Origin of the sequence: Streptacidiphilus sp. MAP12-16, from assembly GCF_041262165.1 — a bacterium.
Classification (GTDB): Bacteria; Actinomycetota; Actinomycetes; order Streptomycetales; family Streptomycetaceae; genus Streptacidiphilus.
Window position 1 is genome coordinate 60145 of the sequence record NZ_JBGCBY010000018.1, and the last position, 22348, is coordinate 82492.

A 22348-nucleotide genomic window follows, 5' to 3' on the forward strand; every position below is an offset into this window, starting at 1 on the left:
CCCGCCGAGATGGGCAGCCGAGGTGGGGGCAGCCGCGCCGCAGGGATCCCCTCCCCCGGTCGCAGTCGGCTTCGGCACGCGTGGTCCGGGGTGGGGAAAGGACTTGCTGCACGGCGGCCCATGAGTGGGCCAGTGGATTCGCCAAGGAGCTGAGGATGACCCGAGGGCTAGGGCGATGCCGCAGGGTCGGCCACAAGGCCAGCGAGTCCCCTCTCCTATAGATGATCTATGGCGTGGGCTAGGCTGTCCCCGTGACCATCACCACCATTCAGGTCGACTCCGAAGTACGCGACAGGTTGCGCGCTCTCGCCGAGGCCGAGCACACCACCATCGGCCGCGTCGTCGCACGCCTGGCCGCCCAGGCCCTCACCCCCCAGGAGGTCGAGGCGCGCAGGGAGGCGGCCCGCACCACCCTGCGCGCACTGGGGGCGAACCTGGAGGACGACCCTGCAGCCAGGGCCCGCGCCGTGGACCTCTGGTCCCGGATCGAGGCACCCGGCGCGTGAGCCCCAGCATCATCGCCCTGGACCACACCGCGCTGGCCGCGCTCGGATCCGGGCACCGCTTCTTGTCCCACGTCGTCGACCAGGCGCATGCCAACCCCGACCGCAGAGTCCTGATCGCCACGGCCTGCCTGGCCCAGGCCGAGCAGGACCGCCCCGGCTCCGCCGAACACTTCGGCGCACTGCCGGCACTCGCCTTCATCGACCTCGACTTCGCCGCCGCCTGCACCATCGGCAGCCTCGCGGCCCGCGGCCACTCCTGGGCCGTCGCCCACGCCGCCCACCTGGCCCGGCCCAGCGTCGACTGGCCCCACGGCCTTCCCCTGCTCACGGCCGTCCCCGACGCCTACCGGGACCTCGGCGTACGGGCCTTCCCGATCGACCCGCCCTCCTGAGGCGCGCCACAGACGATCTGCCCGTCCGTCGGCAAGGCCGGTCCGCGCGGCACCCGATACGCCGGCAGCATCGCACCTGGTGGCCTGTCAGCGGAGGCGGACAGCACAGTGCCCCGTGGACCGGGGCTTGCCGGTCCACGGGGCGCAGCGGCAACCGATCAGTGACCTGTTGCCTTTGCCTCCAGGACGAAGACCGGGATCTCACGGTCCGTCTTCTTCTGATAGTCGGCGTAGTCGGGGTAGGCCGCAACTGCGCGGTCCCACCACAGGGCCTTCTCTTCTCCGGTGACCTGGCGGGCGGTCATCTCCTGGCGCACAGGCCCGTCTTGGAGTTCAACGCGCGGGTCGGCCACGACGTTGTGGTACCAGACCGGATGCTTGGGAGCACCGCCCAGAGAGGCGACCACGGCGTACGTACCCTCATGTGCGACCCGCATCAGCGGGCTCTTGCGAATCTTGCCGCTCTTGGCGCCCCGCGTCGTCAGGATGATGACGGGCATGCCCCGCATCGTCGTCCCCTCGGTGCCGCCTGAGCTCTCGTACAGCTCGACCTGATCACGGACCCACTGCGCCGGGCTCGGCTCGTACTCACCCTCAAGAGGCATGCTGCCCGTCCCATCTCCGAAGTCTCGCATCGCGATCACCGCAGCCGCGACGCGTCCGCCACCCACCAGGCCACGAGGCCTTCGCTCAATCTATCCGGCCCACGGCACTGCGACCGCTCTATCCCACGCGGTGTCGGCGAGTGCGGATCCTGTGCCGCGCCGGGCGTGGTGAGAGCCGGCCGTAAGCAGATCGGCACCCGGGGAACGGCTTTGCACAGGTCAGCGCCCTGGAAGTCGGTCGCCCGCGGCATGCGACCGGCCGCCCGCCGTGCTGCCCGCCGACGCGCCACGTACTGCCTCACACCAGGATGCAGGTCACGACGCACTCGGGATGCGCTGATGAGCGGCGAGGTGAGGGATCGGGGTGGAAGGCCGTTGGTTAGAGCCAGCCTCTTTGGGCGGCTTTGAGGCCGGCTTCGAAGCGGCTGGTGGCGTTGAGGCGTTCCATGATGGAGGCCATTTGGCGCCGGACGGTGCGCAGGGATATGCCCAGGCGGTGGGCGGCGGTTTCGTCGGTCAGGCCGGAGCCCAGGAGGCGTAGCAGTTCGCGTTCGGTCTCGGTCAGGCCGGTGTCAGGGTCGTGGGTGCGGGTGGCGCCCAGGGGGACGGCGGTGGCCCAGGCTTGTTCGAAGAGGTGGGCCAGGGCGGTGACCAGTCCGGGTTCGGTGACGTAGAGGGCGCCTTTGCGGCTGTCGGCGGGGTCGATAGGGACCAGGGCGTGGGTGAGGTCGGTGATGATCAGGCGCTGGGGGACGACGGGGGCGGTGCGGACCTCGCCGCCGTTTTCCATCAGCCAGTTGGCGTGGGCGGTGGTGGACGGATCGTTGCGCACGCTGTCTTGGTACAGGGATCTGATGCGCACGCCGCGGGCGAGGGCCTGGGCGTTCAGGGGGCGGCCGGCGGCCAGGTCCTCGGGGCGCTGGGCGCCGCCGGGCATGACGCCCAGACAATCGGTGGTCACGGTGCGGCCCATGGTTTCCAGGCGGCTCTGGATGGCGTCCATGCCCAGCAGGCGCTCGCCGTGGGTGGCGCCGGTGTCGTGGGTGTCGGCGCGGTCGGCGACCAGGCGGGTGACCGCGGCGCGGGAGGCGGCGAGTTGGGCCTGGCGGGCGGCCAGGTCGGCTTCCTGACGCAGCAGCATGTCCGCGAGCCCGACCTGCGGCTGGACCGCGCGCCATTGGCCGGGGCGGTCGCGTGAGGCGCGTACCAGCATCAGATCGGCCAGGTCGTCCAGTGCGATGTGGATCTGGGTCTGGCCTATGCCCAGAGTCTGGGCGAGGTCGGCGACCCCGAGGCCGGGGTGGTCGAGCATGGCCTGGTAGACCGCTTCGGCGGTCGTGGACAGGCCGAGTGTCTCCAGCATGGTGATCCCCCCTCGATGGCGCCGCCTGCGCGGCGGTTCCGAAGAGCTCGATGGCAGCCAGCCCACAAGCCCGGGGGACGGTCTGCCGCGCAGCCGCCTGCGGCAGGCCGTCCCGGAAACCGGCGCGCAGATCGGCGACCGCGAGCAGACGAGCACAGTGCAGGGAGATGTCGCTGGCCTCCCCCGGCGCTACCTGCGTGCAGGCGCGGCGCCCCCCGACAGGGTAGCGTTGCATAGATGCGACGCGTTGCATAGATGCGACCTGGGGGGGCTGGTGGTGCGCACGGGACGACCGCACCTCGCGTCGGCCCTGGGCCGCAGACCCCGCGCGCCGACACGAGCATCCACACCTGACAGCGGATCCAGAGCTGCTCTCCTCGGGCCGACTTCGGCGCTTCCGCTGGTCTGCCCGGTGTGTATCGTCAGCGCGGTGAGCAGTGCCGGGCCGCCCGTCGCGGGGCACGCATCCATAACGAGCCAGGGGATTTGGGGATTCAATGACGCCGAGCGACAGACGGGAGGGGCCCGCCGTGGCGATGGGCGAGGACACGCCTGAGCGGCGCACGCTGGCGCAGAAGATCGAATACCTGCGGCGCCACACGGCCGAGGATCCTGACCGGCCGCCGTCCTACCCGCAGATCGCCGAGGCGATGAACGCGTCGGCCGGCGAAGGGAGCATCACCCGCCAGCACCTGTGGAAACTGGCCACCGGTCACGCCGACAACCCCTCACTTCGGCACTTGGAGCTCCTGGCCGAGGCATTCGGTGTCGACCCCTCCTACTTCGCCAGCCGCTCACCCGACGGGCTACGCCAAGCCGTCCAGGCGGCGACCGTCGACGGCCGGCGTCACCCGCTGGGACAACTGCTGGACCTGCTCGCCGACTACTTCGGGGTCGACGTCGCCTACTTCTTCGACGATGAGGCGACCAACCGCATCAATGAGGAGATCAAGTTCCTGGACGCCATCGCCGGCGGGGACATCCGCAGCATCGCCCTGCGCTCGGCGGGACTGTCCCCCCAGGCGCTGGCTGAGATCAACCGACAGATCGACCTGGCACGACGCGAGGAAGGCCTTGATTAACCCCCTGGCCCGACGGCGACATCCGCGGCGTCCAGCGCCACAAGGTCCCACGCTCGCCGAACTGATGGACCGGGCCGAGGAGCGTCTGGCCCATCTGCCGCCCCTGCCCCAGCCCTTCACCGCCGAGTCCCTGGCCGCAGCCCTGGCCGAACAACGCGGACGGGCGATCATCATGCGCCCCCTGCTGGCGGCCGGCCCGGGCCTGCCGTGCGGCCTGTGGCTCGCGTTCCCGACCTGGGACCTGGTCTGCTACGCCGCCGACGGGTCTGCTCTGCTGCGCGAACAGATAAAACTCCACGAGCTGGCCCACATGATCTGCGACCACCGCGGCGACCTGGACGACACGGCACTCGCCGCGATGCTGCCCGGCTGCTCCCCGCGCCTGGTCCGCCGCAAGTTGGGCGCGCAAAGAGTCAGCGCACTGGGACGTACCAGCTACACCAACGCCCAGGAGCAGGAGGCCGAGATGCTGGCCACGTTCATCGCCGAGCGTGCCGCCGAAGAGCCGCTGCGCGCCGACCGGCTCCTGATCAGCCTCGCGGACCGGCGTCCGCCCCGCCGCCGGGAGGAAACCCCGTGACCTGGTTCGTCCACGTCCTGCTGCCCGTCCTTCTCCTCGCCTTCTCCGTGTGGGGCCTGCCCTCCGCCCGCGGCACCTACCAGCAGCGCTCCCTGATCGCCACCCTGGTCCTGCTGGCGGTCGCGCTCACCATCGGCGCCCCTGCGGTGAGCCAGGCACTGGACCGCGTCCTGGGGGTCACCTCGATCACCACCGTGCTCCTGGTCCACCTGGCCATCGTCGGTGGAGTCGTGTGCCTGACGGACTTCACCCACGCCCTGTGCACCGGGCAGGCAGCCTGGCAGCTGCGGCCCCGCCACACCGTCGCAGCCGCCCTGGCAGCAGCACTGAGCGTGCTCTACCTGGGCTACATGCCCCATGACGCGTCCGCTCTGGACTACACCCAGTCCCGGGGCCGCACCACCGAGATCGTCTTCCTCACCCTGTTCTACCTGTGGATGCTCTACGTCGGCGTGCAGGTGTCCGCGCTGATCACCGGCCGTAGCAGGCAGCTCAGAAAGGAGCGCAGGCCTTCGGGCGGCATCGTGCTCCTGGCAGCCGGCAGCGTGACCGGAGTCCTGTTCGCTACCTGGCGCGCGCTCTACATGATCACCCTGCTGGTCACCGGCAGCAGCATCATCAACACCGCGGAGGTCATCTCGAAGTACCTGATGACCACCTCCATCCTGCTGTTCGTAGCCGGCGCCGTCACCGCCCCCGTCACGGCGCTGCTGCACACGATCCGCGGACTGTGGGTACTGCACCGCCTCAGCCCCCTGTGGTCCGACCTGACGTCGAGCGTTCCCAACGTCGTGCTCAGCCAGCCGCCTTCGACCCCCTGGCGGCAGATCCGCGCAGGCAGAGTGGGCGTGCAGGTACGCCGCCGCGCCGTGGAGATCCGCGACGCCACACTGACCCTGGCCGGCCACACCCCGAGCGACCTCATGGACCGCGCCCGCACCGCCGTCGCAGCGACCGCACTGCCGCCCTCACAAGCCCCGTTCCACGCCGAAGCCCTCTGGCTGCGCGCCGCACTGGCACTACCGCGCACCGACCCCCCGGTATCGACGGCCTCGCTGAATCACGACCACAGCCACGACCACGACGGCAAGCTCGAGATCAGCCGTCTGGTCCGGCTCGCACGCGCGTACCGGCGTCCCGCCTGCCCCGATCTCGCGCCAGCACCCACCGATTCCGCATCCGCCCCCCTCTCGGGGGCGCCACCGGTAGCCGGGCCAGGGCGGACCTGACCTCGATGCTCGGCACGCGGCCTCGGCTGCTGGTGCAGCCTCAACGTTCCTGTACGCCAACGGCACCGCTGGCGTGGCGAGCGCCGACGCGGGACAGCGGCCACCTGCCGATCACCTGCTGACGCAGTGGGTGGGGTGGACCGCCTCGGATTGGGCCAAGCAGATCGGCACCGGCCCGACCCGCGCAGGCACCGAGATCCGTCGCGTGCGGGCCAAGCCCGTTAGCCGGCATGCAAGTTGGCTGGCCACAGGAAGGCGTCCGTCACCGCGGGCAGCCCCAAAGGCCCTGCCCGGACGATCTCGACCACCTGCACGCACCATGACGAACACCCCGACTCGGGCGCGTAGTTGGCGGAGGTCGTGGCACCAAGATGCAAGCGCGGTTGGTGCCAACCGAAAACCCTTCTGTGCAGGTCAGCGGTCCGGCAGAGTCTTCCTCAGAAGGAACGGCCGCCAACACCGGCCACCAACAGCGGGTCCGCCCGCCGCCTTCACCGCACCGCGTCGATCACCCACCTGCGCCGCTGAGAGGGAACCACCATGTCTTCTACCGCCCGCCACACCACCGCCGTCGCCGCCACCGCCCTGGCCCTGGGCCTGGCCGCGCTGCTGGGCGGGCAGGCCACCACCGCCCAGGCGCATACCCGCCCGGCCACCGCCACGGGCGTCACGCCGGTCTCGCTCTCCGCCGCCACCGTGCAGCCCGACGAACTCACCTGGGGATGAGCCACGATGCACCTGGTCCTCGCCTGCCTGATCCGCAGGCAACCGGGGCGCACCCACCCACAGGAGGCAGCAGAGGTCGTGGACATCCTGTGGGCCCACGCCACCGCGGCCGACCACCTGGAACACGCCCGCGCCCACGCCCACCCAAGTCGCGTCGACCTCCTGCTCTTCCTGCGCGAAACCGCCGATCAGGACCCACAACACCAAGCAGCCACGCTGCTGGCCCGCTGCCACCGCGCCTCACCCCTGCTGCGCGAGAGGTACCGGCCACCAGCACCGGAATACGGGCAACCCCCCGCACCGCTCACACCCCTGACCAGCGGCCACCTGACGTCTCCCACACCTGAGGAGGACACCCCGTCGTGATCGCCATGGGCCGGCAGTGGCAGTTGCGCAGGAGTCCTTCGGCACCCAGTAGGTCCGCGTCCGCGATCGGCCCAGAAGCCGAAGGCAAACGTTCTGGAGGTCAGTGCCGAAAGGCGCCTGAAGCCGCACGAGCGGCATCCCACTGATCGTCAGACCGCTGCACCCGCAGGGCATCGGTCCTTGAACATCAACCCGAACCCCCGGGCCGCCCGCCCTCGCGCTGAGCCCATCCGATCCCGGCCCCGCACAACCCTTCCCACCCTATCCCCGGCTCTTCACGCACAAGCCCTGCCCACGGCTGTTCCTGCAGGCCAGCCGACCCCCGGCGCCCGTGCACCGCGGCCACTGCCCGCACTGCCCACTGCCGCGTCCCGCGCCTCCAGGGCCGACGGGAGAGCCCGCTCTGCCACGACACCACCGCACACGCGGTTAACCAACTTGCCTCGCCCTGACGGCTGTTCCTGCAGGTCAGCCGTCCGACCACCCACACCCGAAGCCGACTCGCACCTGACCCACATGACGCACCACCACATTCACGTCCTCAGGAGGATCCGCCATGTCCACGCGCCCACGCACAGCCCTTGCCCTGTCCATCGCCGTGGCAGCCGCAGCCGCAATCGGCCTGGGAGGGACCACCTCCTCGTTCGCAGCCACCTCGCCCCATCCCGGCCACTCCAACCCCGCAGCGCCATCGGCGCACAAGGACCGCGGCGGCAACGGCCAGGGCCCCGTCACCCCCGTCACGGGGACCACCGGGACCACCCGCAGTGCCCGAAGCCTGATGTCCCCGATGGTCAGCGCACCGACGATCACCCGTAGCCAGGTCCTGAGCCGGGCCGACTCCTGGGTCAACCTCGGCCTGTCCTACGACCAGAGCGGCTCCTACGCGGGCTACCGCACCGACTGCTCCGGCTACGCCTCCATGGCCTGGCACCTGGACGCCTCGCTGGACACCACCAGCTTCGTCCCCTCCGGTGTGGCGTCATGGATCAGCAAGGGTGCCCTCAAGGCCGGAGACGCACTGCTGAACGACTCCGCCGGCAACGCCGGGCACATCGTCGTGTTCGACCACTGGGCCGACTCGTCCCAGAGTTCCTACGTGGGCTACGAGTTCACCGGCAGCGGGGTCCACCACCGGACCATTCCCTACCCCTACTACGCCGGCTACGGCACGTTCAGCCCGGTCCACAACAACAGCGTCGTCGACGACCCCACCAGCCCGCCGCCGGCGCCTGCTCCGGACCCGGCGTTGGGGGACAAGGGTTCGGTACTGGGGCTGGGGACGAGCCCCACCGCGTACACGTTCACCCGTGACGCTTTGACCGGGCACCTGCAGGTCACCACGCTGGGCCCGGGAGGATGGGCCACCAAGGACCTGACCAGCAGCGTCGGCACCCCCGTCTCGGCCGGTGGGGCACCGGCGGCATTCGTCCAGCAGGGCGGCACCGTGGGCGCGGTCACCGCCGACGCCGCCAACGGACACCTGCAGATCACCTACCTGTCCACCGCCGGCGCATGGGCCACCGCCGACCTGACCGCATCCGTCGGCACCCCCGTCACCGGCGGCGCCCTCAGCACCGCCATCGCCCCCGACGGCACCCTGTACATCTTCAGCCGCGGCTCCACCAACAGCGGCCACCTCTCGGCGACCTACCTGAGCGGCACGGGCGGGGGCTGGGCCACCGCCGACATGACCACGATGGTCGGCACCCCGGCCTCGGCGGGCGGAGCACCCTCCACCTTCCTGCAGACCAACGGCACCCTCGGCGTCGCCACCGCCGACGCGGCCAACGGGCACCTGCAGATCACCTACCTGCCCAAGGGCGGCGCCTGGGCCACCTCCGACCTGACCGCGTCCGTCGGCACCCCCGTCACCGGCGGCTACACCAGCAACCTCATCGCCCCCGACGGCACCCTGTACATCTTCAGCCGCGGCTCCACCAACGGCGGCCACCTCTCCGCCACCTACCTCAACACCAGCGGCACCTGGGCCACCGCCGACATGACCAACCAGGTCGGCACCCCCGCCTCCGCCGGCGGCGCACCCTCCACCTTCCTGCAGACCAACGGCACCCTCGGCGTCGCCACCGCCGACGCGGCCAACGGCCACCTGCAAATCACCTACCTGCCCAAGGGCGGCAACTGGACCACCTCCGACCTCACCACCCAGGCCGGCACCCCCGTCACTGGCGGCGCCGTCAGTGCCATGACCGACGCCGACGGAACCCTGGCCATCTACAGCATCGGCTCCACCAACAACGGCGACGTCCAACTCACCTACCTCCCCACCAACGGCACCTGGACCACCGTCAGCATGACCACCACCGCCGGCACCCCCCACGCCGGATAACCCCACCCCACCACCGAAGAGCGCCGGCGCCGGCCCCGCACCACGCCCCTCGGGGTGAGCTGCGGGGCCGGGCCCTGCGGCCCCGTTTTCCTGGCAGCACCGAGATGAGGATCAGTCATGACTCCGACCAGCCGCCGCACCTCGACGCGCAGCGCCCTTGCCGCTCTCGCCCTGGCCGCAGCCCTGAGCGCAACGGCCGCGGGTTCCGCCCAGGCCGCCACGGCGAGTTCAGCCACACAGACAAAGACCGTGTCCTACCGCGGCCACCAGTTCCGCATCCCCCTGTCCTGGCCGGTAGTTGACCTGAGCGCGCACCCCACCAGCTGTGTCCGGTTCGATCAGCACGCCCTGTATCTGGGAACCCCGGGGGCCGACCAGAACTGCCCCGCCAACGTCTTCGGCCACACCGAGGCCCTCCTGGTGGAGCCGGCGACCAACAACGCTGCCGGCCAGGGCACCACGGATCAGAGCATCAACCACCAGTACCTGACGACAGCCGCAGACATTCAGGTCACCGCGACGTACGACACGGACAAGCAACTCGTCCGGTCGATCCTCGCCAGTGCCGCCCTGCCGACCACCGCGCCAACCACGCGCCCCCAGGCGGCCCCGCGCAGTACGGCGTCCTCGCAAGCCGTAGCCGCCAACGCGACCAACTACACCGGGAAGGGCTTCGACGCCTGCGCCGCGCCCAGCGCCGGCAGTATGTCCACGTGGAAGGCCGATTCCCCGTACGGTGCCGTGGGCATCTACATCGGCGGTGCGGACCGCGGCTGCAGCCAGCCCAACCTGACCTCCTCATGGGTCCAGCAGCAGGCCTCCGCCGGCTGGCACTTCATGCCGCTGTACGCCGGCCTGCAGGCGAGAGCGATCACCTCCCCGACCAGCGACGGCACCGCCGCCGCGGACGACGCCGTCGCCCAGGCACAGAGTCTGGGCTTCGCAGCCGGCACTCCCCTGTACTACGACATGGAGGACTACAGCCACGCCTACAGCTCCACGGTGCTCAGCTACCTGTCCGCCTGGTCCAAGGAGCTGCACGCCAAGGGCTACAACTCCGGCGTCTACAGTTCCTCCTCCTCGGGCATAACCGACGTGGTCAACAGCAAGGGCAGCGGATACGCCCAGCCCGACGTCCTGTTCGACGCCAACTGGAACGGCGTTGCGGATACCAACGATCCGGTCATCCCGAGCGGTGACTGGGCGCAGCACCAGCGGGTCCACCAGTACACCAGCAATGTTCAGGCGAGCTACGGCGGCGTGTCGATCCCGATCGACCAGGACTATCTCGACGTCTCCTTGAGCGTTCCCTCTCCTCCTGCGCCTGCTCCGGCGTTGGGGGACAAGGGTTCGGTGCTGGGGCTGGGGACGAGCCCCACCGCGTACACGTTCACCCGTGACGCTTTGACCGGGCATCTGCAGGTCACCACGCTGGGCCCGGGAGGATGGGCCACCAAGGACTTGACCAGCAGTGTCGGCACCCCGGTTTCGGCCGGTGGGGCACCGGCGGCGTTCGTGCAGCAGGGCGGCACGGTGGGCGCGGTCACCGCCGACGCCGCCAACGGACACCTGCAGATCACCTACCTGTCCACCGCCGGCGCATGGGCCACCGCCGACCTGACCGGCTCCGTCGGCACCCCGGTCACCGGCGGCGCCCTCAGCACCGCCATCGCCCCCGACGGCACCCTGTACATCTTCAGTCGTGACTCGGGCGACAGCGGCGACCTCTCGGCGACCTACCTGAGTGGCACGGGCGGGGGCTGGGCCACCGCCGACATGACCACGATGGTCGGCACCCCGGCCTCGGCGGGCGGAGCACCGTCGACGTTCCTGCAGAGCAACGGCACCTTGGGCGTGGTGACCGGGGACGCGGCCAACGGGCACCTGCAGATCACCTACCTGCCCAAGGGCGGCGCCTGGGCCACCTCCGACCTGACCGCGTCCGTCGGCACTCCCGTCACCGGCGGCTACACCAGCAACCTCATCGCCCCCGACGGCACCCTGTACATCTTCAGCCGCGGCTCCACCAACGGCGGCCACCTCTCCGCCACCTACCTCAACACCAGCGGCACCTGGGCCACCGCCGACATGACCAACCAGGTCGGCACCCCCGCCTCCGCCGGCGGCGCACCCTCCACCTTCCTGCAGACCAACGGCACCCTCGGCGTCGCCACAGCGGACTCCGCGAACGGCCACCTGCAGATCACCTACCTGCCCAAGGGCGGCAACTGGGCCACCTCCGACCTCACCACCCAGGCCGGCACCCCCGTCACCGGCGGCGCCCTCAGCGCCATGACCGACGCCGACGGAACCCTGGCCATCTACAGCATCGGCTCCACCAACAACGGCGACGTCCAACTCACCTACCTCCCCACCAACGGCACCTGGACCACCGTCAGCATGACCACCACCGCCGGTACCCCCCACGCCGGATAACCCCACCCCAACTCGACTAGCGACAACCGCAGTTGATTCTCGCCTCCAGTGGGTCCACCTGGCCCGGTCCCGCCCGATTCATGCGATCGGGCGGGACCCCTTTCTTCTCCATGCCCGAGCAGGCAACCGTCCTGCTCCACCACCACCGAAATCCTCTGAGGACTCACCGTGTCCAAGCTCACCCGCAGGAACACGCTTCTGGCCGCGCTGGCCGCTGCTGCGGTCTCCACCCTTCCGATCCTCGCTGCCGGTCCGTCGCATGCTGCCTCCGTCAGTACCTGGGAGAAGGTCGCCCAGTGCGAGAGCGGCGGCAACTGGAGCATCGACACCGGCAACAGCTACTACGGCGGTCTGCAGTTCTCGCTGAGCACCTGGGACGCCTACGGCGGTCAGCAGTACGCCGCGTACCCCAACCAAGCCACCGAGGACCAGCAGATCCTCATAGGTGAGAAGGTCCTCGCAGCTCAGGGCCAGAAGGCATGGCCCACCTGCGGCCCGGCAGCGGGGCTGGGCGCCGACACGACCCCGCCATTCCCCACCGCACCCCCTACCAGCCCGCCGCCTGCGCCTGCTCCAGCGTTGGGGGACAAGGGTTCGGTGCTGGGGCTGGGGACGAGCCCCACCGCGTACACGTTCACCCGTGACGCTGTGACCGGGCACCTGCAGGTCACCACGCTGGGCCCGGGAGGATGGGCGACCAAGGACCTGACCAGCAGTGTCGGCACCCCGGTTTCGGCCGGTGGGGCACCGGCGGCGTTCGTCCAGCAGGGCGGCACCGTGGGCGCGGTCACCGCCGACGCCGCCAACGGACACCTGCAGATCACCTTCCTCTCCACCGCCGGCGCGTGGGCCACCGCCGACCTGACCGCATCCGTCGGCACCCCCGTCACCGGCGGTGCCCTCAGCACCGTGGTCGCCCCCGACGGCACCCTGTACATCTTCAGCCGCGGCTCCACCAACAGCGGCCACCTCTCCGCCACCTACCTCAGCGGCACCGGCGGGGGCTGGGCCACCGCCGACATGACCACGATGGTCGGCACCCCGGCCTCGGCAGGCGGAGCACCCTCCACCTTCCTGCAGACCAACGGCACCCTCGGCGTCACAACAGCGGACTCCGCGAACGGCCACCTGCAGATCACCTACCTGCCCAAGGGCGGCAACTGGGCCACCTCCGACCTCACCGCGTCCGTCGGCACCCCCGTCACCGGCGGAGCCCTCAGCACCGTGGTCGCCGCGGATGGGACGCTGTACATCTTCAGCCGCGGCTCCACCAACGGCGGCCACCTCTCCGCCACCTACCTCAACACCAGCGGCACCTGGGCCACCGCCGACATGACCAACCAGGTCGGCACCCCCGCCTCCGCCGGCGGCGCACCCTCCACCTTCCTGCAGACCAACGGCACCCTCGGCGTCGCCACCGCCGACGCGGCCAACGGCCACCTGCAAATCACCTACCTGCCCAAGGGCGGCAACTGGGCCACCTCCGACCTGACCACGTCCGTCGGCACCCCCGTCACCGGCGGCGCCCTCAGCGCCATGACCGACGCCGACGGAACCCTCGCCATCTACAGCATCGGCTCCACCAACAACGGCGACGTCCAACTCACCTACCTCCCCACCAACGGCACCTGGACCACCGTCAGCATGACCACCACCGCCGGCACCCCCCACGCCGGATAACCCCACCCCACCACCGCTGGTCGGCCTGCGGGTACGCCGAGGGTGCCGGGGCGCTGTCGGCAGGGTGGCCGCGGGCGAGGCGAGGTCCGGCGGCGCTCGTCACGGCAAGTTGAGTGCGTCTGCGACTGTGGCGAGGTAGTCGATGTGGGCGTCGACGGAGTCCAGGCCGAGGCCCATCGTGGCCACCGAGACGTGGGTGCCGCCTGCCTCGCGCCAGGCGTCGACCTCCGCCGTGAGGCCGCCTGCGCCGCCTGCGCCGCCGTGAGGAAGCACCACATACTCCGCGCCGAAGGCTTCGACCGACCTGCCGAGGCCGTCCACGCGATCACGCAGCCGTTGCCAGGCGTCGACGACGTGGTCGGTGCCGCCGCCACCGAAGAAGATGAAGCCGTCCGCGAGCCGGGCGGCCCGGTCGAACGCGGCTTCGCTGGATCCGCCGAGCCAGATCGGGACGGGCCGCGTCGGCCTCGGCACGAGTGCGGCTCTGTCGACCCGGTCGAAGCGGCCCGAGAAGTCGACGACAGGTTCGGTGAACAACCGGCGGAGCAGCCCGATCTGCTCCTCCTGCCTGGCGCCACGGGTGCGGAAGTCCTGCCCGAGGGCCTGGTACTCGACGTGGTTCCAGCCGACCCCGACACCGAGGCGCAGTCGACCGCCGGACAGGAGATCAACATCGGCCGCCTGCCGGGCCACGAGCGCTGTCTGACGCTGCGGAAGGATCAGGACCCCGGTGGCGAAACTGATTCGCTCGGTGATGGCGGCCAGATGGGCGAACATCACGAACGGGTCGTGGAACGGGTCGTGCTCCGCGTAGGGGCCGGTGAGCCGAGGCGTCCGGTCGGCGTGAACAGCGCCGAGCACGTGGTCGTAGGCGAGGAGATGGTCAAATCCCAGGTCCTCGACTGCTCTCCCGAACCGCCGAACAGCGCTCGGATCTCCTCGAAGCTCGATCTGCGGGTACACGACTCCGATCTGCATGGTCCTCAGTCTGGCCCGTGACGGGCGGGCCGGGCGCACCGAACCGCCGGTGTCACCTGCGGGAACGTGCCGGTACCGCGCGGTCCTTGGCCTGACCGCGTTCCGGGTTCGTCGCGGGGATCACCCCCTGTTCGGACGACGTGCCGCTTTGCAGCGCACCGGTCCATCGCGGTCGGGCCGAGCGGCCGGTTTCGGCTGGCCGCTGGTGACCGCTTGTCTCCACCGGGCCGGCCCGGGGGTTGGTGTGAACGCCTCGCCACGGTCACGTCTGCGCGTCGGCGGCATCGAGTTCACCCCACCGAGCAGCTCGCGCAGCTGGCCGCACTCCGGCACGACGGCCGGGAGCGAGCGGGCGCACTGCTGAGGTCACCGGCTCCGGTGTCCGGTGGCCGCTGAAGTCAGCAGCAGCCGCGGTGGCCGATGACTTCGCTGGTGAGAAGCTGTGCTGACTCCTCGTCATGCCGCGGATGCGGTCTCCAGGGCCGGTCGCCTGGTTACGACCGGGAATCGGTTGTGTGGCGAATCAGCCGACTGTGGAGCGCGCCGGGCTGCAAACACATCCCATCGGCATGACCCATACCTCCCGCTCCGCCAGACGGGGCTTTGCTTGGCGCGTGACGCTGGCTGTTGCGACCGTGTCGACGGCAGTGCTCGCCACGGGCTGCGCATCGACCCACGCGTTCTACGGCGTCCGCGCTGTCCCGCCGACCCCCTCGGTCGTGGCCACCGGCAGCGCCTATCCCTACTACCTCTACATCCACTGCGGCATTCGTTTCGCTCACTTCGCGGGGCGCTGGTGGCAGGCGGACGCACCCGGGCCGGCCCCCACGGCAGCAGGGGCGAACACCGAGGCGTACGGATCGATGGAGCTGATCGATGCGAACCACGCGCGCTTCCTGGGCGACGGTGTCCCCACCGTGGACTTCCACCCGTACACCGGCACGCCGCCCGCGTGCAGCTAGGACCGGCTCAGCGCCGGGGGCTGCGCCAGATCTGCTGACAGGGGTTCAACTGTTCTATGGTCATCTGGTGAATATGGGACGGGTGAGCAGTGCGGCGTTGATGTTGTCCGGGGCGGCTGGGGTTGTGGTGCCCGAGCGGGTGGGTGTCGCGCTGGGTGTGTCGGCCGTAAGCGCGCGGGGGATGGCCGAGATCCGGGCCGGCCTGGGAGGTACCTACGCTGCCTTGGGCGGCTGGGCGCTGGTCTGCGCCGAGCCCGCGGCCGAGACGGCGGTCGGGTTCACCTGGCTCGGCGCGGCGGCGGTTCGGGTCGCTTCGCTGGTGCTCGACCGCCCGCGGACCGACTGGACGTACTGGGCCTATCTGGGCGCCGAGGTCGGCTTCGGGGTGACTGCCCTGGCATCGGCGAGGGCGCGCAAGCACGCGGCGTGACGGCTGAGGCGCGCGAGTCTTTGCCCTGGGTTGGCGAACCGGCGCGGTGAGTGCCTCGGGCCGTGGCGGCGGGCCGTCAGTGCGGTGTCGGGGCCATGCCGGTGCTCGTAGCGCAGCGGCCCGCGTTCTCGTCGGATGGGGTTGCGGGATAGGCGCAGATCGAGCGCGCCGTGGTGGCCAGGAAGGTGTGCGAGTCCTCGGAGCACACCGGCCAGGTATGGTTTACCGCGATGCTGAACGGAGCGCGTGATGAGTCACGCCCGCTGGAAGACAACCCGCGAGAGGAAGCTCATCGAGGGCTACCGGGAGTCCGCGCAGATCCAGGAGGAGCGCGCGGAAATCCGCCTGTGCATGGCCATTGCGAAGGTCATCTACGATCGGCGCGTCGAGCTGGGGCTCTCTCAGTCCGAGCTGGCGCAACGGGCAGGCCTGACTCAGACTCAGTCCAAGGTGTCGCGTATCGAGGGTGCCGACGCGGTACCGACACTGCCCCTGCTGCGGCGCCTGACCACGGCCCTCGACGGCTCGTTGAGCATCGTGCTCGACGGCAACACTGAGGAGATCCGCTTCGTTGCCCACGCAGCCTAGGCTGCCGAGCCCTTGAAGCATCGGCACCGCAGACGCCCGGGCAAAGCTGTTTGCCCTCCGGGACCGGGTGGGAAATGATCTCGGCCGTGACGACTCTGCTGCCCATCGTGCTCGCCGTTTTCTTCGTCGGGCTGATCAGACGCTCCCCGGGCCGTGCCCGCCTCGCGCGTTGGATCGGCCCCTTCAACCCCAGCGCGCGATGGGCCCGTACCCGGTTCGACCCGGCCGCGTACGCACTCGCCCCCCGGGAGCAGCTCAGCGCGCGGCGGGCCGGGCCGCCCCCGCCCGCCTACCGGCTCAAGGAGATGCAGGCCATCGCTGACGCGGCGTGGGAGGGTGACTGGCGCCCGGCGGCCGCGTATGTCGAGGCGGCGGGCCAGGACTGGGACGAACGCTGGTCCCGGCTGGAACTGTTGCAGGAGATCGCCGCTCGGGGCGACGCGTGGCTGGGCGACTGGCGGCGGGAGCGGCCGGACAGCTGTGACTCAGCCACGTTGCACGCCCAGCTGCTCGTGCACCGCGCCTGGGAGATCCGGGGCAACGAGTACGCGAACCGGGTTCCGGCGGCGCGGATGGCCACGTTCAGGGAGTTGCTGCCCGCCGCGATACGGGTTGCGCGTGAGGCCGCCCTGCTGGCGCCGCAGGACCCCGGCCCCTGGGTCGTGATGGTCACCGCCGCCCGCGGAGCCCGGTACTCCCGCGATCAGTTCCGCCCGCTGTGGGAGGGGCTCCTCGCTCGCGCCCCTCATCATTACACCGGCCACTGGCAGGCCCTGCAGTTCTGGTGCGCCAAGTGGGCCGGCTCGGACAGGCTGATGCTGGAGTTCGCCGAACGTGCCGTGCGCTGCGCGCCGGTCGGCAGTGCGCTGGCCGGGATGCACCTGCACGCGTTGTACGAGCTCGAGAAGCGCGGCGCCACCGCGCTGCCGTCCTCCCGCAAGGCCAAGGTCCTGCTGGAGGACGTCGCCCGATCGCTCCACCAGGTTCCCGCCGACGACGAGCGGCTGCCGCAGCTGCGGCATCTGCTGGCGTACTACCTCGGCAGGGCCGGCCTGTACGACGCGGCGCTGGAGCAGTTCCGGCTGATCGGGCCCTGGTGCGGAGCGGAGCCCTGGACGAAGGAGCCCGACGCCGTAGCGGCGTTCGATCGTGCCCGCGCCGTGGCGGCGCGGAAGGCTGCGGCCAGCGCGGGCTGACGCGCTCCGGCGGGCGAAGGCGTGGCCACGGGGCCGCCGACCGTGGCGAGGTGGCCCGTAGCCGGCGTGGGTGCCAGGCCTTGCCCTTGCGCGGCAGGAGGTTGAGCGGCCCGAACTCGTCCACGCGTACCACCCGGCCATCGGCCAGCGGGCTGTCGTAGAGCGCCAGGACCTTGTGTATCTTGGCGATGAAGTCCGGGTCGTTGGAGGACTTCCAGGTTGTGGTGGTCTGCCAGGAGACCTTGCCCTCGCAGGATTCGCCGTAGCGTCTCGCCGCCTATCGCCGGGACGACGGTCTGCGTGACCCTGTGCTCGGCCGGTTTGGTCAGGCTCCATGTGGAGAAGGCAGTGATCTTCCAGTCGGCAGGGAACATCCGGGCGATCAGGCAAATGTGCTCGCGCACCTGGCCGCTGATCGTCCTGGGCCGACCCCCGCTCCATTTTTGGGTCCAATGCCTCGAACCCCCGCTCGTCGAACGCGTGGATGACGTCACGCACGTAGTCGGCGCCGACCTGCATCAACGAGGTGATGTCCGGGACCGACTGGCCTTGCGCGGACATCATCACCACGATCGCCCCCCGCGGGTACCGGATCCTTCGCGGTTCGGCTGACCCGCTGCAACCGGCGACCCTCCTCCATGTTCACCGGCCGGACGAACACTCCTGGACGACGCCCCACAAGCACCTCCACGATAATGACCTGAAAGCAAACTGCGGATCAATTCCACGGCCAAGGATCTGAGACGAGCCACTAGCCGACTCCTGTCCCCCAACTCTGGCCCCTGGCACCGACAGTTGTGTTTATTGGCGGTGGTTTGACGCTCCGTCACAGTGCTGGCGGGGGCGTCTCGGTCAGGGCTGTTCAGGTAAGCAGTCCCGCAACGAAGACGAATACTCCGCCCAGGGCAGCCAGGGCCATGGAGTACTGGACGTGGCGGTGCTTTCTCCAGGCGATGTCGCTCATCTTGACAAGCTGAAGGCTGAGTACGGGCAACATGTCCTGATTGAGGAGCGCATCGGGGAGCCTGTCCGGATCCCAGTGCCGAAGGTGGCCGAAGTAGATGAGGTTCCGGGGGGATTCCGCTTGGAGGTCCTTCACTGATCGAAGCCGGGGCACAACTACGAGGATCGCGAAGGCCGCGGACATCAGAAGGAGCAGGACCCCGAGCCACAGTATGGCTTTGTCGCCCAGCCCATGCAGGTGACCGAAGACGTGGGTCGTCTGGGAGAGCGCGACGACCCCCGCAAGCGCCGCGGATTCCAGGGTCAATGCGAAGGACGCCTTCGCGTCAACCCTGGCTGTCCACTCCCCGATGGCGCCATGGATTCGCCAGGCGGTCTCGGTCGCTTCCTCCGGGGTCACAGCTTCCACCAGTTGCTCGGCATGAAGGTCATCTGGCCGGTGCGCCCCACCCCGCGCATCTCGCTCGCCGGCATGTCGCGGGCACCAGCATTGTGTGGCGTGGGTGTGCCGCCACGACCGCTGCCCTCCGGCAGTAGCAGCGGCCGGATCCGCTCTCGACGGGGCATCACTCAGATCTCGCCATCGACGAAGTCCAGTGGCACCGACCGGTACCCCTTGACCTCCTCCGGGACTTGGAGTTGGCGAACCCTTGCGGATGCCACGAGCGAGTTCAACAGGCTGGTGAGGGCAGCGGAGAGCGCATCGCTTGTGTTCTGCACGCCCTCCTCGGCGACGAAGGCCGCTACCGTGGAGATCTTCTGCAGCACGGCTTCACTCGCCGCGCCGAAGCCGTAGGTGATGATGTGCGGGTACAACCTCCAGGCTGGGTTTCGGAGTTCGTCCAGGTCCTGCTGCCATGATCCCGCGGGCTGGTCGGTGGGAACGCCATCGGTGAGCAGGAAGACCACCGGACGCAGCACCTGCGTTCCGGCCTCGGACAGGGCCCGCACATCGTCGGTGATCCGGGTTCGCAGAAGCTGCATCATGGGGCCAAGATTCGTCAGCCCCTCGCAGGTGACGGTGGGCAGGCTCTGCAGTTCCTCGATGTCAGTCATCGGGGTGACGAGATGCGCCTGGGTGTTGAACGAGATCACTGACAGGTGGATGAACTCCGAGGTCTGCGGACTTGTGAACAGTGTGTCGTAGATGTTCAGCAGCGTGGAGTTGAGCAACTCCTCGTAGCGTTTCATGGAGCCGGAGGTGTCCAGTACGAGGTAGGCAGGCAGGCCTTTGGATTTGAAGTCCGCAGCGAACTCGGGGCTTTGGTTCACATTTTCCTCCAGTGGTTGGTCGACCGCCCGAGCTAGACCCAGCCGAGGGCGAAGTGCGCTAGGAACAGGGCTATGAGGAGCAGGACGGCGCCGGTGACAACGACAAGGGCATGGTTGCTTGACTCCTGCCGTTGTACCGGCTGGGGCGATGCAGTGGTCGCGACAGGCGGCTCGGGGGCGGAGGTCGGTGTAGGCAGCGGTGCCGAGACGGACGCGGGCTCGGGCGCGGACGTTCGCTGCGGCGTGGCGGGCTTCGGCACACGGTTGCGCAGGTCGACGTTTCCGGTGACGTTGCCGGGGTTGGGCACCGACCGGACGGCCGGGTCCACCAGGGACGGAGAAGACGGCGCCCCCACCCTGATCTGGCCTGTGACATTCCCAGGCGTGGCGTTCACCGGCACGTTCGCGGCAGCATGGACCGGCGCGGCGGCGAAACCCTGATCCGCTGTGTGGCGAAATGCCACGACCAGCTCAGTCGGCCCTGGGCGATCGGTCGCGCGTGACGCCGTGAGGGCTTGCTCCAGCGTGTCGGTGAAGGGATTGCTGCCGATCAGATCGACCAAGGCCCGGTATGCTTCCATGGGATCCTGGCGTACGCCCGTCAGGCACCGCACAGTCAGCATCGCTAGCTTGTAGCGGTCACTGTGGATGGTCAACGGTTGCTTTTTCTTCTCGGGAAACAGCGGATCTTCCCAACCGACCGACTGGATCCACTTGCGCGTCCCGAACGCACAGGTATCCATGTCGATGACGAAGGCCGCGCCGGTTCCCTGTTCCCAAAACGCGTTGTTGTACGACCAGTCCGCGTAGACGATGTCGTACCGGGCGAACAGAGCGCCCACTGCGAGCAGTTCCGCCATGGCTCGCAGCCGCACGCTCAGATCGGCGGGCTGGATACCCCGCTTGGCGCAGGCATCACCGGACATGACCAGCCAGTCGAGCAGCAGGGGCGTGGCGTCCGTTGCTGTCCCGCTCAGCTTCCGCAACCGCACGAAGAACGAGTCCGGGGCCTTGGCCATCACCACGCCGACCACTTGCGGTCCGTCGAGGATCCTGGCGACCGGCCAGGCGATAGAGGCGTCGACCAGGGTCTGGTCGCGCTGGGACATGAGGGTCGGCAGGTAGACGAGCTTCCGCAGATCCGCCGCAGCGGTGTCCGACAGAGGTTTCTTGTACATCTTGGCGATCCAGCCCTTGCTGCCAGCGATTTCGTAGACGATCCGCGACTCGCCGTTCTCACGGTCCAGTACCCGCCCTTCCGGGACCTCCTCGGGGCCCACCGCAGGGCAGAACGGGCTGTCCGACCACGTCCTCAAGACTCCCGCCTCCCATCTGTGCACCAGACGACAACTGCGGTGCGGTCGTCGTGCATCTGTGCCTGGTCAAAGCCAACATCGAGGAGGAACGCACCGACTGCGGGCGGCTGCTGCCATCTTTGAGCGAACCAGCGCCGCGCACCAGGGCCGGTGGCGAAGGCGTCAGCGATGCCATCGGTCGTCAGCGCCAGCGCGTCTCCAGACTCCAACTCGTTGACTCCGTAACTGACGTGGTCGAGGTCGTGGGGCAAAAAGTGATCGATGGATCCGGCGTCATAGCCGCCCTTTTCCTGGCCGATCAACTGGTCCCACGCGCCTTCGCGCAGTCTCCAGGCACTCACGTCGGCCACGGCCGCCAGCCAGACTCGGCGGATGCCGTCGGAGTGCGGACGCGCGGGTACAACGGCGGCGACCGCTACGGCCCGGACATCGTCCGCGTCCCAGTTGCGCTGCTTGGCAGCGGCGTACATTTGCCGGGCGGCAGCCAGGAACACCTCCCTGTGGTCGATGCACTCTAGTTCCGTACCGCGGTCCAGTGCTTCGCGCAGCGCGCCAACCAGCGCGGCAACCGCAACCTGTGCCCCGATCTCGGAATGTCGGCTGTCGGACATGCCGTCAGCCACGGCCGCCACGAGGTGACGGCCGGCGCTGTCCTGTCCGATCCGGTACGCGTCCTGTCGGGCGATGGCCCGGCCGCGGTGACCGGGACCGATGACCGACGCTGCCCGGATATCCAGGCCGCCGAGCACCGCCTCGTCGGCTGCGATGCCGGGTGGCGAGGGCATCGAGGGCAGCAACCACGGCGCTCCGGTGGCCCGCGACGCCTTCTGCAACACAGGAAAGCGGCCGTCCGTCGGCCGTGGTACACCGGAAGGGACCTCGGCCAACGCCGGTTCACGGGCGGCCTGCGGCTGGTCCGTGAGGGGTCGCGGCGGTGACGCGGCCTGTCGGCGGGCGCCCGGCAGGAGCACAGCTCCGTTGTCCTTCCGTGTGAGGGAGACGCGCTGCGGCAGGTCGAGGGGCAGCCCGCTCGTCGCATCCCGAGGCGTGCGGTACGGGATGCGCGTGGCAGCGCCGGGCGGCTGCGGTGCCGCGACAGGCGCTTGGTCCGGGCCGGTCGCCGCTGTCCTGACGCCCTCCTCGCGCTGGGTGGAACGCAACCGCTGCCACGTGAGTCCGCCAACGAGTGCCAAGGCGCCCGCGACAGCCGCACCGAACGGCCGGAATCCAGCCAAAGCAATCCCTCCCCCTAGGAACACCGCGCCGACGGCCATGGTGGTCACCGTCAGCCGCATGAGCCGTAGCGCGGCGCCCGCGTGCCGTCGCGG

At 69.7% G+C, this 22348-nt stretch carries 22 protein-coding genes; 14 read left to right on the forward strand and 8 right to left on the reverse strand.

Going from position 1 to position 22348, the window contains the following annotated elements; genetic code table 11:
* The first annotated feature begins 251 nt into the window (after window positions 1-251).
* Both ABIA33_RS23290 and ABIA33_RS23295 read left to right on the forward strand, forming a co-directional pair.
* The gene (locus ABIA33_RS23290) at window positions 252-506 is read left to right on the forward strand and encodes a hypothetical protein (protein ID WP_370084321.1); all 255 of its coding nucleotides are present in this window, start codon (window positions 252-254) and stop codon (window positions 504-506) included.
* Window positions 503-898 carry a hypothetical protein gene (locus ABIA33_RS23295; protein ID WP_370084322.1) on the forward strand — a complete coding sequence of 132 codons (396 nt, stop codon included), beginning with the start codon at window positions 503-505 and terminating at the stop codon, window positions 896-898. The genes ABIA33_RS23290 and ABIA33_RS23295 overlap by 4 nt, the downstream gene beginning before the upstream one ends.
* A gap of 158 nt (window positions 899-1056) precedes the next feature.
* On the opposite strand, the gene ABIA33_RS23300 is transcribed toward ABIA33_RS23295, so the two are convergent.
* Window positions 1057-1503 (reverse strand): nitroreductase family deazaflavin-dependent oxidoreductase, encoded by a 447-nt coding sequence (locus tag ABIA33_RS23300; protein ID WP_370084323.1) that lies wholly within the window; start codon window positions 1501-1503, stop codon window positions 1057-1059.
* A 379-nt stretch (window positions 1504-1882) separates the two neighbouring features.
* On the reverse strand, window positions 1883-2866 hold the full coding sequence (locus ABIA33_RS23305; RefSeq protein WP_370084324.1) for a LuxR C-terminal-related transcriptional regulator: 984 nt from the start codon (window positions 2864-2866) through the stop codon (window positions 1883-1885).
* Window positions 2867-3396: 530 nt separating this feature from the next.
* Between ABIA33_RS23305 and ABIA33_RS23310 the strand changes: the two genes are divergently transcribed.
* The 8 genes from ABIA33_RS23310 to ABIA33_RS23345 all read left to right on the forward strand — a co-directional run bounded on the left by ABIA33_RS23310 (window position 3397) and on the right by ABIA33_RS23345 (window position 13315).
* Window positions 3397-3948, forward strand: coding sequence for a hypothetical protein (locus ABIA33_RS23310; protein ID WP_370084325.1), 552 nt, complete (start codon window positions 3397-3399; stop codon window positions 3946-3948).
* A gap of 64 nt (window positions 3949-4012) precedes the next feature.
* The gene (locus ABIA33_RS23315; protein ID WP_370084326.1) at window positions 4013-4528 is read left to right on the forward strand and encodes a ParH-like protein; all 516 of its coding nucleotides are present in this window, start codon (window positions 4013-4015) and stop codon (window positions 4526-4528) included.
* On the forward strand, window positions 4525-5757 hold the full coding sequence (locus ABIA33_RS23320; protein WP_370084327.1) for an MAB_1171c family putative transporter: 1233 nt from the start codon (window positions 4525-4527) through the stop codon (window positions 5755-5757). Before ABIA33_RS23315 ends, ABIA33_RS23320 begins: the two co-directional genes overlap by 4 nt.
* Before the next feature lie 540 nt (window positions 5758-6297).
* Complete coding sequence (locus ABIA33_RS23325; RefSeq protein ID WP_370084328.1) at window positions 6298-6483, forward strand: hypothetical protein; 186 nt, start codon at window positions 6298-6300, stop codon at window positions 6481-6483.
* Window positions 6484-6489: 6 nt separating this feature from the next.
* Window positions 6490-6849 (forward strand): hypothetical protein, encoded by a 360-nt coding sequence (locus tag ABIA33_RS23330; protein WP_370084329.1) that lies wholly within the window; start codon window positions 6490-6492, stop codon window positions 6847-6849.
* A gap of 556 nt (window positions 6850-7405) precedes the next feature.
* Window positions 7406-9199: a hypothetical protein gene (locus tag ABIA33_RS23335; protein ID WP_370084330.1), complete on the forward strand. Its 1794-nt coding sequence runs from the start codon at window positions 7406-7408 to the stop codon at window positions 9197-9199.
* A 117-nt stretch (window positions 9200-9316) separates the two neighbouring features.
* Window positions 9317-11635 carry a glycoside hydrolase domain-containing protein gene (locus tag ABIA33_RS23340; RefSeq protein ID WP_370084331.1) on the forward strand — a complete coding sequence of 773 codons (2319 nt, stop codon included), beginning with the start codon at window positions 9317-9319 and terminating at the stop codon, window positions 11633-11635.
* 168 nt (window positions 11636-11803) lie between these two features.
* On the forward strand, window positions 11804-13315 hold the full coding sequence (locus tag ABIA33_RS23345; RefSeq protein ID WP_370084332.1) for a transglycosylase family protein: 1512 nt from the start codon (window positions 11804-11806) through the stop codon (window positions 13313-13315).
* Between the two features lie 99 nt (window positions 13316-13414).
* On the opposite strand, the gene ABIA33_RS23350 is transcribed toward ABIA33_RS23345, so the two are convergent.
* Complete coding sequence (locus tag ABIA33_RS23350) at window positions 13415-14293, reverse strand: LLM class F420-dependent oxidoreductase (protein ID WP_370084333.1); 879 nt, start codon at window positions 14291-14293, stop codon at window positions 13415-13417.
* A 614-nt stretch (window positions 14294-14907) separates the two neighbouring features.
* On the opposite strand from ABIA33_RS23350, the gene ABIA33_RS23355 reads away from it, so the two are divergent.
* The 4 genes from ABIA33_RS23355 to ABIA33_RS23370 all read left to right on the forward strand — a co-directional run bounded on the left by ABIA33_RS23355 (window position 14908) and on the right by ABIA33_RS23370 (window position 17469).
* Window positions 14908-15255, forward strand: coding sequence for a hypothetical protein (locus ABIA33_RS23355; protein ID WP_370084334.1), 348 nt, complete (start codon window positions 14908-14910; stop codon window positions 15253-15255).
* Window positions 15256-15322: 67 nt separating this feature from the next.
* Complete coding sequence (locus ABIA33_RS23360; protein ID WP_370084335.1) at window positions 15323-15685, forward strand: hypothetical protein; 363 nt, start codon at window positions 15323-15325, stop codon at window positions 15683-15685.
* Between the two features lie 249 nt (window positions 15686-15934).
* Window positions 15935-16273, forward strand: coding sequence for a helix-turn-helix domain-containing protein (locus ABIA33_RS23365; RefSeq protein ID WP_370084336.1), 339 nt, complete (start codon window positions 15935-15937; stop codon window positions 16271-16273).
* A gap of 86 nt (window positions 16274-16359) precedes the next feature.
* Window positions 16360-17469, forward strand: coding sequence for a hypothetical protein (locus ABIA33_RS23370; protein WP_370084337.1), 1110 nt, complete (start codon window positions 16360-16362; stop codon window positions 17467-17469).
* Window positions 17470-18331: 862 nt separating this feature from the next.
* Here the strand turns inward: ABIA33_RS23370 and ABIA33_RS23375 are convergent.
* Genes ABIA33_RS23375 through ABIA33_RS23395 form a run of 5 tightly spaced genes read right to left on the reverse strand, consistent with a single transcriptional unit; the run spans window position 18332 to window position 21856 of the window.
* A complete protein-coding gene (locus ABIA33_RS23375) occupies window positions 18332-18832 on the reverse strand; it encodes a Pycsar system effector family protein (RefSeq protein WP_370084338.1) in 501 nt (166 codons plus the stop codon).
* Complete coding sequence (locus ABIA33_RS23380) at window positions 18829-18999, reverse strand: hypothetical protein (protein WP_370084339.1); 171 nt, start codon at window positions 18997-18999, stop codon at window positions 18829-18831. Before ABIA33_RS23380 ends, ABIA33_RS23375 begins: the two co-directional genes overlap by 4 nt.
* A 3-nt stretch (window positions 19000-19002) precedes the next feature.
* A complete protein-coding gene (locus tag ABIA33_RS23385; RefSeq protein WP_370084340.1) occupies window positions 19003-19704 on the reverse strand; it encodes a VWA domain-containing protein in 702 nt (233 codons plus the stop codon).
* Window positions 19705-19736: 32 nt separating this feature from the next.
* Window positions 19737-20984 carry a hypothetical protein gene (locus ABIA33_RS23390; RefSeq protein ID WP_370084341.1) on the reverse strand — a complete coding sequence of 416 codons (1248 nt, stop codon included), beginning with the start codon at window positions 20982-20984 and terminating at the stop codon, window positions 19737-19739.
* 32 nt (window positions 20985-21016) lie between these two features.
* The gene (locus tag ABIA33_RS23395) at window positions 21017-21856 is read right to left on the reverse strand and encodes a protein phosphatase 2C domain-containing protein (RefSeq protein ID WP_370084342.1); all 840 of its coding nucleotides are present in this window, start codon (window positions 21854-21856) and stop codon (window positions 21017-21019) included.
* Window positions 21857-22348 lie beyond the last annotated feature (492 nt).